This is a genomic window from Pseudopedobacter sp., from assembly GCF_040392825.1.
In the GTDB taxonomy this organism is placed as follows: domain Bacteria; phylum Bacteroidota; class Bacteroidia; order Sphingobacteriales; family Sphingobacteriaceae; genus Pseudopedobacter.
Genome location: NZ_JBEBVH010000130.1, coordinates 1 through 10783, shown reverse-complemented (window position 1 = coordinate 10783; position 10783 = coordinate 1). Strand labels below are relative to the sequence as shown.

Genomic DNA, 10783 nt, shown 5'->3' with positions numbered 1-10783 from the left:
AGCCGGTATTCCAGAAGACGATGTAAGAAATCCTGCGACTATTGCCGATAACGTTGGTGATAACGTTGGTGACGTTGCCGGAATGGGGGCCGACCTGTTCGGTTCTTATGTTGCAACAATTTTAGCAACCATGGTACTTGGTCGTGAAATAATATCCGCTGATAATTTTGGAGGAATTGCCCCTATCTTATTGCCAATGCTAATTGCCGGATTGGGTTTAATGTTTTCGATTGCAGGCACCTGGTTTGTCAAAATTAAAAATGAAAATGACAGCGTACAGGCTGCATTAAATATAGGGAATTGGTCATCTATTATTCTGACTGCTATTGCATCTTTTTTCGCGGTTAAATGGCTATTGCCAGAGTCTATGTCAATTAGAGGTTACGATTTCACTTCAACAGATGTATTCCTTTCTATTATTGTCGGATTAATTGTTGGTGCTCTTATGAGTATCATAACCGAATATTACACCGCCATGGGAAAAAGACCGGTACAATCTATTATCAAACAATCTTCTACAGGACACGCTACAAATGTTATTGGAGGTCTGGCAGTTGGAATGGAATCTACCCTGCTTCCAATGATTGTTCTTGCAGGTGGGATTTATGGGTCTTATCATTTTGCGGGACTTTACGGCGTTGCCATTGCTGCTGCCGGAATGATGGCCACTACCGCGATGCAATTAGCAATTGACGCTTTTGGTCCTATTGCCGACAATGCGGGCGGAATTGCCGAAATGAGTCAGTTGCCTGAAGAGGTTAGAGGTAGAACAGATAATTTAGACGCTGTGGGTAATACAACCGCAGCTACCGGAAAAGGATTCGCTATTGCGTCTGCAGCGCTAACTTCTCTTGCATTATTTGCAGCATTTGTTGGTGTGGCAGGAATTGATAAAATTGATATTTATAAAGCGGATGTTCTGGCCGGACTATTTGTTGGTGGAATGATTCCTTTCATATTCTCATCTTTATGTATATCTGCTGTCGGAAGAGCTGCCATGGATATGGTTAACGAAGTAAGACGCCAGTTTAGAGAAATTCCGGGGATTATGGAATACAAAGCCAGACCAGAGTATGAAAAGTGTGTCGCCATTTCTACCAAGGCGTCTATTCGTGAAATGATGCTTCCGGGAGCTATCGCTTTAATAACCCCAATTGTTATAGGTTTTATATTTGGTCCTGAGGTTTTAGGTGGACTTTTAGCGGGAGTAACTGTATCCGGAGTTTTGATGGGAATGTTTCAATCGAACGCCGGAGGAGCATGGGATAACGCAAAGAAATCCTTTGAAAAAGGAGTAATTATAGATGGAGAGACTTATTATAAAAAATCAGAACCTCATAAGGCTTCTGTTACTGGTGATACCGTAGGTGATCCTTTTAAAGATACTTCCGGACCTTCGATGAACATCCTGATTAAACTGATGTCTATTGTTTCGTTGATTATTGCACCACATATTGCTGTGAAACCTAAAATTGCAAAACTAGAACCCAATAAAACTGTGGAGATAACACTATCAACAGAAAAAAATCCGGAACTGAACCGGTTAAAAATAAACAACCAAATTCATTTAAAATAAGTATTTGGTATTTTAAATCAAAAAAGAAGCCCTGTTAAACTATGTTAACAGGGCTTCTTTTTGAATCGGGGAAATTTCTAAGTTATAACATAAACCTTGCCCCTGCCGAAAAATTTATCCGACCCAGGTTTTCTTTTTGATCCTTTTCTAATTTTTCAGTTTTTTTAACTCCGTTTGTTTCTGTTGTCAGTTTACTCAAAACACCAGAAACTACAGAAGCCTGTGCTCCTAAATGAAATCTCCTTGCAACCTGCCAATTATAACCCATATCAAATGCGGCTCCTAAACTAGCGCCTGTTATCTTAATATTTTCTGTTACAACCTTCGAGTTATTTTTATAACCTAAATACCCTAAAGCTATTCCCATTGATAAGAAATTCTTTTCTTTTTTATCAAACAACCTGCCTGAAGCTCTTGGTCCTATAAAGCTTATGGTAATATCATCATTCATCCTCCCTGTAACACGCTGACCATTTTCATATTCTATATAAATATTATTTGCAATATTGGATGCTTTAAATACATTATATTGAACTCCAAGCCCCCAGTCTTTTCTTACATAGTAACTGGCACTAATATCAAATTGATAACCAGATTTAAGTTCTTTTACATAATTTTTGAAATCATTGGGCACATTATCTGCTACCTTCGCGGTACGATACCCATATCCTCCAAATAAAGCCACTTCAAGCTTATTTTTATGAGTTTGACTATAGGCCATCGAAGTGAGAAATAAAAACAAAGCAAGTAAAGTCTGTTTCATCATACTATAAATAATAATTCATTTTAAATTCAAGCAAAAATATACATTTTTAACTAAATACATAAAACCAGTCACAAATCACTCATATGTTTACGTTCTTAATTTAATCTCTTTAAATATTGATTAATAACCATCTTAAATAAACTTATATTTTGCCAAACTCTCTTGAAAGTGTATTTTCGTCACAATAAACCTATTAATATGCACCTAACACATCAGGAAGAAATTCCTAAAAAGCCAAAAAAATTCTATCAGGTCCTTTACGTACAAGTTATTATAGCTATTTTCCTGGGTATATCTCTTGGGTACTTTCATCCCGAAATAGGTGAGATGATGAAACCGCTTGGTGATGGCTTCATTCATCTTGTGAAGATGATTATTGCTCCTGTAATATTTATTACTGTTTCTATGGGAATTGCAGGCATGAACGATCTTAAAAGTGTTGGCCGTGTAGCGGGAAAATCATTCGCATACTTTTTAACGTTCTCTACATTGGCTCTCATAGTAGGATTGATAATAAGTAATGTCATACAGCCCGGAAAAGGACTAAATATAGATCCACAAACTTTAGACAAAAACCAAATTACGCATTTCATCTCTGAGGCAGAACATTCTTCGCTACTGAAGTTTATCATGAATGTGATACCCAAGACTTTAATGAGCCCTCTGACTGGTGACAACATACTTCAGGTATTATTTGCCGCTATTTTGTTTGGTATTGGTCTGGCACTGACTTCTGAAAAAAGTAAGCCTGTAACAGACTTTTTTCAGGCACTATCTTATCCTGTCTTTAAAATAGTTGAACTTTTAATGAAACTGGCACCTATCGGAGCTTTTGGGGCTATGGCATTTACTATTGGTAAATACGGCATTAGTTCTATTATTAATCTGGCTATGTTGGTTGCAACATTTTATACCACATCTTTTTTATTTGTTACCATTATTTTAGGTGCTGTTGCCAGGTACAATGGATTTAACATTTTCAAACTGTTAAGTTACATCAAAGATGAGTTATTACTTGTTTTGGGTACCAGCTCTTCAGAAGCTGCTTTACCTTCTTTAATGAGCAAAATGGAAAATGCCGGTTGCGCAAAAAGCGTTGTCGGATTGGTAATACCTACCGGATATTCCTTTAATCTCGATGGAACAAATATTTATATGACCATGGCTGCCCTATTTATTGCACAAGCATGTAATATTGACCTAAGCCTGCAACAGCAAGTTGTATTATTATTGGTAGCTATGCTTAGCTCAAAAGGTGCCGCAGGAGTTTCAGGTGCCGGCTTCATCACACTTGCTGCCACGCTTGCTGTAGTCCCTGAAGTACCTATTGCCGGAATGACGCTGATTTTAGGTGTTGACAGGTTTATGTCGGAATGCAGAGCATTAACGAACTTAGCAGGAAACGCGGTAGCTACTGTTGTTGTGGCTAAGTGGGAAGGGCAGTTAGATAAAGATAAATTACAGGAGGTTTTACAATAATACAAAGAAATAGAAATACTGTATTCCTATTTTTGCATTCCATGTTAGAAATCGTATATCAAGACAAATATCTTATTGCTATTAATAAGCCTCATGGTTTACTAGTTCACCAATCCTCTCTTGCAAGGGATGCGGAAGAATTTGCTTTACAAAAATTAAGAGATCAGATTGGTCAAATGGTATGGCCCTGCCATCGGCTGGACAGAAAAACCGGTGGTTTGCTTTTATTTGCATTAGATAAAGAGACGGAAATTAAAACACAACTCCTTTTTCAGAATAATGAAGTAAAAAAAACTTATCTCGCGATTGTACGGGGCCATTCACCAAAAGAAATGACCATCAATCATCCCCTACTCAAAGAAAACGGTAACGAGCAGGAAGCCATAACCTGTTTTGCCACATTGGCACATACAGAGATAGACTTACCTTTTGGCAAACATCCTACTTCGCGATATTCATTAATCCAGGCTGAGCCACAAACAGGTAGGATGCATCAACTTCGACGTCATTTTGCCCATATCAATCATCCTATTATAGGAGACAGGCCACATGGTTGTAACAAACAGAATAAATTATTTAAGGACAAGTGGCAAATGGATACTATGATGTTACATGCAGCAAAACTCGAACTTTTGCATCCCGTAACAAAAAACACACTTAAATTAGCAGCCAAGCCTCAATCCGAGTTCAATCGGACGCTAAAAATATTAAATTTCCCAATAGAGCTATAGTATTTTTCCACAAAAAATTGTAAAAAAAACATCATAAATAAAATTTTGCTTCTATCTTAGAAAGACATTTCGAAGAAGAACCATATGTTTTATAAAAAATCTATAAACCAACTAAAAGCAGAATCAAGTGGCGAAGGTGAGTTAAAAAGAACACTTACTGCTGCAAATCTAATTTCTTTAGGCATTGGTGCTATTATTGGTGCCGGAATTTTCACTTTAACAGGTACTGCGGCAGCTTTACATGCTGGACCTGCAGTTGTGTTATCGTTCCTTTTGGCAGGTCTGGCATGTGCGTTAGCCGGTTTGTGTTATTCAGAATTTGCTTCTATGATCCCTGTAGCCGGATCGGCATATACTTATGCCTATGCTACCATGGGAGAATTCATAGCCTGGATTATTGGTTGGGATCTTATATTGGAGTATCTATTCGCCGCTTCTACGGTATCTGTCAGCTGGTCGGGGTATGTCGTCAGTTTTTTAAAAGACTTTGGAATCCATATCCCAGCCCATATCGCTCAATCGCCTTTTAATTATGACTCTTCTACAGGCGAATTTATAGCAACCGGAGCATTAATAAATTTCCCCGCAATGTTCATTATCGGTTTAGTTACCATCTTACTTACCATAGGAATCAAAGAATCTACCAAATTCAATAACGTTATCGTAATCGTAAAGCTTCTGGTAATCTTTTTATTTATAGGATTTGGTATTTCTTATATAAATACGGATAACTTACAACCTTTTATACCCGAAAATACAGGACCGGGGGCTTTTGGATTCGATGGTATATTACGTGGAGCAGGTGTTATTTTTTTCGCCTATATTGGTTTTGACGCCGTTTCTACTGCAGCGCAGGAAACTAAAAACCCGCAACGAGATATGCCAAAAGGAATTTTAGGATCGTTATTCTTCTGTACTATTATCTATGTATTGGTGGGTTGGGTTATGACTGGCATGGTACATTATTCTGATTTAAATGTTCCGGATCCGGTAGCAGTAGCTGTTAACTCTGCAGGTGAAGACTTATTTTGGTTAAGATTTCCTATAAAAATTGGCGCTATCGCAGGTTTAAGCTCGGTTATCTTAGTCATGCTGATGGGGCAACCCAGAGTTTTTTATTCAATGTCTAAAGACGGTTTACTACCGAAATTTTTCGCTAAAGTACATCCTAAGTTTCAAACCCCTTACGTTACAACAATTATTACCGGAGTTATTGCGATGATTATTGGAGGACTAGCGCCAATTAATCTACTTGGTGAACTGGTCTCTATAGGCACTTTATTGGCATTCGCTATTGTGTGTTGCGGCATTTTAATTTTACGATATACACATCCGGAAATAGAACGTACTTTCAAAACTCCGTTATTTCCTTATGTTCCTATCCTGGGAATACTTGTTTGTTTATACCTGATGTATGGACTTCCCTGGCATACATGGGAACGCCTTATTATTTGGATGGCTATAGGTATCCTGATTTATTTTCTTTATAGCAGAAAACATTCCAAAGCCAGAGCGGAAGCTAACAAAAATTAACAACATATTTTTTACAAGACGGCAGGCCAAAGGTTAAATCCTTTGGCTTTTTTATTTGTTATCTTTAACAAAACTATTCTTATGCTAGACTTTTTCAATTTCACTGAAATATTGTCGGTAACGATGATTTTGTTCGCTATAATTGATATTTTAGGTTCTATTCCCGTTATTATTGAATTACGCAAGAAAGCGGGACATATCCAGTCAGAAAAAGCAAGTTTAGTGTCTCTCGTTATTATGATTTCTTTTCTATTTGTAGGGGAAGAAATGCTGAAGATTATAGGTCTAGATATTTCTTCTTTTGCCATTGCGGGTTCTTTAGTAATCTTCTTTATTGCCATGGAAATGATCTTAGGTGTTAATTTTTTCAAAGAAGATATACCCGAAACCGTTTCAATTGTTCCTCTTGCCTTTCCTCTGATAGCGGGAGCAGGTTCATTAACTACACTCCTTTCTCTTCGGGCAGAGTATCAATTGCAGAATATATTGGTGGGCATTATTGCCAATGTATTGTTTGTATATGCGGTGCTCAAAAATACAGAAAAGCTGGAACGCATATTGGGAGTAGTGGGATTACAAGTTTTAAGAAAAGCTTTTGGTGTAATACTTTTAGCTATAGCTATAAAACTATTTAGAAGTAATACGGGATTATAAAATAAGCTTATTTCTTCACTAACCTGGCTACAAACATAGAATCAGCTTTGTGTTCATAACCTTTGATTATTTCCTGATTTTCTACTTCCAGTCCAAAATGGTCAGTTATCCATTCAATCTGCTCCTCATTTTCTTCTTTAAAAACAGAACAGGTAATATAAATCATAGATTTCCCTACTTTCAGATAAGGAATAACGTTTGATATTATTTTTCTTTGCAGATTTTGAAAAAATTGGATTTTGGATTGCTCAAATTGCGCAATCATCTCCGGAGTTCTTCCCCATGTACCAGAACCACTGCATGGGGCATCCAAAATAATCCCATCAAATTCATAATCATGTAAAAAGACCGATATATTTTGGGTAAGATCCAATATTTTTGCTTGAAATCCCTTTATACCTGCCTGTATAAAACGCTCATTCAGATTTTCAATAATAGATTCTCTAATATCGCTTACCAACAATTTAATATCAGGCTGTTCATCCAATAACATGAGAGATTTACCTCCGGAAGCGGCACAACAATCCCACCATTTATCCCACTTCTGCGGTTTAAAAAATGTACCGGTTTTTTGAGAAGACCAGTCCTGAATTTCGTAAATCCCCTTTTCGGGAATTAACTGCTCTAATTTTGTTCCGTTTTTAAATGAAAAAGTAACTTTGTCCAGTTTCTGATAAACTACCTCTTGCTGTCTTAATTTAAATTCAAAATCGGCAACAGCGTTTCTTTTTACTCTGACAAATAAATCTGGCTGAACAAATTGGCTTAGTAAAAAGGCATTAGAATCAATTCCTGTTGAAAGATGATTTGTAAAAGGGAATACATCTTTCAATGAAAATGCCGGATAAACGCCCTTAACTTGCTCTATTTTTTCTACAATGGGATTAGCTATGAAGGCCGACCATTCTGGTTTATAATATTCCACATAGGAGCTGCTTTCCTGATTACATAAAAACTCAGCGACCAATAATCTATCCTGCAACTGTAAAGCTTCTAAAGCTTTGCCCAGGCGATAATAGTTATATATCAACCTGCTGCTAATCTTACGATCTTTAGACCCCATCTGCTTGTTCTTTTTATAAAACTGAACCAGAAAACGGTGCAATGGCTGGTCTTCGTTATAAGCCAGTAATATATTCTGTACAGTAGCTAATTGATGGAATGCTTTCATTATTTAGTATAGAGTAATGAGTATTGGATATTGAGATTAGAGAAAGCTTGCCCAAGGGCGTCTTCGTTGCATTGATAATGTTACGGTTCGGAACTTCAAACTTCCGTCTTCTGACTTCTGACTTTTTAAAGATCTAATAAACCCGCTTTAATTGAAAATCTGCATACTTTAAAACCAGTAACTCTTTATTAGAATAACCATACTGCAGATCTCTTTTTAAATGAATATTATTATGCAAACCTTTATATTCTTCTTTTGTTAAAAAATCTGCGTAATCTTTTCCTTTTTCGGCCATCAGTTTACCCAAAAAGTAACCTACATCAAAACCTTTAAAAGCAAATTCCCCGGGTTCCAATTGAAATTTATTTCTGTAGGACTTCACAAAATCGTCTACTCTGGAGGTTTTATAATCAATTTTATACGACGAAGTAATATAGGCATTGATATTCTGCATAATATACCCATCAAGAAAATTCATTCTTTCCCAATCGGGATGGCCTATCACCGCTATCTGGAAATTCCCTGTCAGTTTATCCAGTTCTTTTGTAATGGATAATAGGAAGTTCCTATCGGTAGACGGTAAGACAATTACATTTAAACCTACCGGACTCAGACTTTTAAATACATTCTCATATCCAACTGCTTTTATACCAATTTCAGAAAGCGTAATTGGTTTAGCCAGGCCTGATACAGCTTTTTTAAATGGTACTGCATATTTATATTCGCCCTCCTGTCCGCTTCTGATTAATACTATCTTTTTTGGTTTAAGATTTGACTGAATAAAGTCGACAGCTTTGGCAACATGCTGCTCTATTGAATTATTGATACTGATTAAATTTGGATTATTAAATGTTTCTGAAGAAGTGGCAGCCAGCGGAGATACGGTTAGCTTGTTCATAGCCTTACTGTATTCAGAAAAAGCTTTGATACCACTCGGAAATACCGGACCAATAATCAAATCTGAATTCTTAACTCCAGCTTTATTGGCTAAATTACCTACCGAAGAAACATTGTCTTTTGCATCGTAAACCTGCAATTTAAACTTACCGCCGTAAACCTTTGCTACCGAATCCAGAGCCATCTTATAACCCTGATAAAAATCTATCGCCAGTTCGGCCTTTGTTAGATCCTGTTTCTTTGCTACTTTATAATTAATAACATTCAGCTCAAATGGAAGTAACAGCGAAATAACCATCTCTGGTTTTTCCTTAGGCTTTTCTTTAATTACTTCTGTTTGCTTCTCTTCCTTTTTACCCTGATTAGATGCTGATGGCAGATTTGTAGTAGATCTTGTTTTTGGCGAACAGGACGCCAAAAACAAGACTGATAAAAATAATATATATTTTCTATTCCCACTCAATAGTTGCCGGTGGTTTAGAACTGATGTCGTAAACAACTCTGTTAATTCCTTTAACATTATTAATGATCTCATTAGAAATTTTTGCTAATAGCTCATATGGTAAATGACACCAATCTGCCGTCATACCATCTACAGATTCTACAGCCCTTAAACTAACTACATTCTCATAAGTACGTTCATCTCCCATTACCCCTACAGATTGTATTGGTAAGAAAATTGTACCTGCCTGCCATACCTGATCGTAAAGACCTGCTTTTCTCAGGTTTTCGATATAGATATAGTCAGCCTCCTGAAGGATAGCTACTTTCTCTGGAGTTACTTCTCCTAAAATTCTGATACCCAACCCCGGACCAGGGAAAGGATGTCTACCCAAAATATTTTCCGGTAAGCCCAATGCTCTTCCTACTCTTCTTACCTCGTCCTTAAATAAGGCTCTTAATGGTTCCACCACTTTCAATTTCATGAAATCTGGTAAACCTCCCACATTATGGTGAGATTTAATAGTGGCCGAAGGTCCTCCGTTAACCGAAACCGATTCAATGACATCCGGATATATTGTACCTTGCGCTAACCACTTTACGTCCTGGATTAAATGGGCTTCTGCATCAAAAATATCGATGAATTTGCCTCCTATCGCTTTCCTTTTCTTTTCAGGATCTGTTAAACCTTTTAATGCTGTATAAAACTGATCTTTAGCATCTACACCTTTAACGTTCAATCCTAAAGTTTTGTATGATTCCAGTACAGATTCGAACTCATTCTTTCTCAACAACCCATTATCAACAAATACACAGTACAAATTGTTTCCAATTGCTTTGTGTAGTAATAAAGCGGCTACAGATGAGTCAACACCACCAGATAAAGCCAAAACGACCTTATCATTTCCTAATTGGTCTTTTAAAGCTGCAATAGTTTCATCCGCAAAAGCATAAGGCGTCCAGTCCTGATTACAACCACAAATATCTACAATGAAATTCTTTAATAAGGTTTTTCCGTCCAAAGAGTGTGTTACTTCCGGATGGAATTGAATACCATAGGTTTGACTATCTTTCACATGGTAAGCCGCTACTTTAACGGTATCCGTACTTGCAATAATTTCAAAATTAGCAGGAACCTCTTTAATAGTATCGCCATGCGACATCCATACCTGAGATTTAACAGGCAAATCTTTCATTAAGGCATTACTACTATGAATATATTCTAAGTTAGCCCTTCCGTATTCTCTGATTTCTGAAGGCAACACACTACCACCAGAATGCTGAGCGATATATTGTGCTCCATAGCAAACTCCCAATAAAGGTAACTTACCATGAAATTGATTAAAATCTACCTGAGGTGCTCCTTCCTGACGTACTGAAGACGGGCTACCGGATAAAATTACTCCTTTTGTATACTCATCTATCGCCGGAATTTTATTGAATGGATGGATCTCACAGTAAACATTTAGTTCTCTCACCCTACGAGCTATTAATTGGGTATACTGCGATCCGAAATCTAGAATCAGAATTTTCTC

Annotated in this window: 9 protein-coding genes; 5 read left to right on the top strand and 4 right to left on the bottom strand. The window is 37.0% G+C overall.

The window, feature by feature from the left end:
- A partial coding sequence (locus ABWO41_RS10495; RefSeq protein ID WP_353137452.1) for a V-type H(+)-translocating pyrophosphatase occupies nucleotides 1–1576 on the top strand: 1576 nt, incomplete at its 5' end.
- Nucleotides 1577–1658: 82 nt separating this feature from the next.
- Here ABWO41_RS10495 and ABWO41_RS10490 read toward each other — a convergent pair.
- On the bottom strand, nucleotides 1659–2342 hold the full coding sequence (locus ABWO41_RS10490) for a DUF3575 domain-containing protein (protein WP_353137450.1): 684 nt from the start codon (nucleotides 2340–2342) through the stop codon (nucleotides 1659–1661).
- Between the two features lie 198 nt (nucleotides 2343–2540).
- Here ABWO41_RS10490 and ABWO41_RS10485 point away from each other — a divergent pair, with 198 nt between their 5' ends.
- The 4 genes from ABWO41_RS10485 to ABWO41_RS10470 all read left to right on the top strand — a co-directional run bounded on the left by ABWO41_RS10485 (nucleotide 2541) and on the right by ABWO41_RS10470 (nucleotide 6739).
- Nucleotides 2541–3821 (top strand): dicarboxylate/amino acid:cation symporter, encoded by a 1281-nt coding sequence (locus tag ABWO41_RS10485; RefSeq protein WP_353137448.1) that lies wholly within the window; start codon nucleotides 2541–2543, stop codon nucleotides 3819–3821.
- Between the two features lie 41 nt (nucleotides 3822–3862).
- Nucleotides 3863–4552: a pseudouridine synthase gene (locus ABWO41_RS10480; protein WP_353137446.1), complete on the top strand. Its 690-nt coding sequence runs from the start codon at nucleotides 3863–3865 to the stop codon at nucleotides 4550–4552.
- 84 nt (nucleotides 4553–4636) lie between these two features.
- Nucleotides 4637–6085, top strand: a complete 1449-nt coding sequence (locus tag ABWO41_RS10475; RefSeq protein ID WP_353137444.1) for an amino acid permease — start codon at nucleotides 4637–4639, stop codon at nucleotides 6083–6085.
- 81 nt (nucleotides 6086–6166) lie between these two features.
- A complete protein-coding gene (locus tag ABWO41_RS10470) occupies nucleotides 6167–6739 on the top strand; it encodes a MarC family protein (RefSeq protein ID WP_353137442.1) in 573 nt (190 codons plus the stop codon).
- Between the two features lie 7 nt (nucleotides 6740–6746).
- Here ABWO41_RS10470 and ABWO41_RS10465 read toward each other — a convergent pair whose 3' ends face one another.
- From ABWO41_RS10465 to guaA, 3 genes are all read right to left on the bottom strand, one after another.
- Nucleotides 6747–7910 (bottom strand): RsmB/NOP family class I SAM-dependent RNA methyltransferase, encoded by a 1164-nt coding sequence (locus ABWO41_RS10465; protein WP_353137440.1) that lies wholly within the window; start codon nucleotides 7908–7910, stop codon nucleotides 6747–6749.
- A gap of 133 nt (nucleotides 7911–8043) precedes the next feature.
- Nucleotides 8044–9225, bottom strand: coding sequence for an ABC transporter substrate-binding protein (locus ABWO41_RS10460; protein ID WP_353137438.1), 1182 nt, complete (start codon nucleotides 9223–9225; stop codon nucleotides 8044–8046).
- A 31-nt stretch (nucleotides 9226–9256) separates the two neighbouring features.
- Nucleotides 9257–10783, bottom strand: a 1527-nt coding sequence (gene guaA, locus ABWO41_RS10455) for a glutamine-hydrolyzing GMP synthase (protein ID WP_353137435.1), incomplete at its 5' end; no start/stop codon positions are given.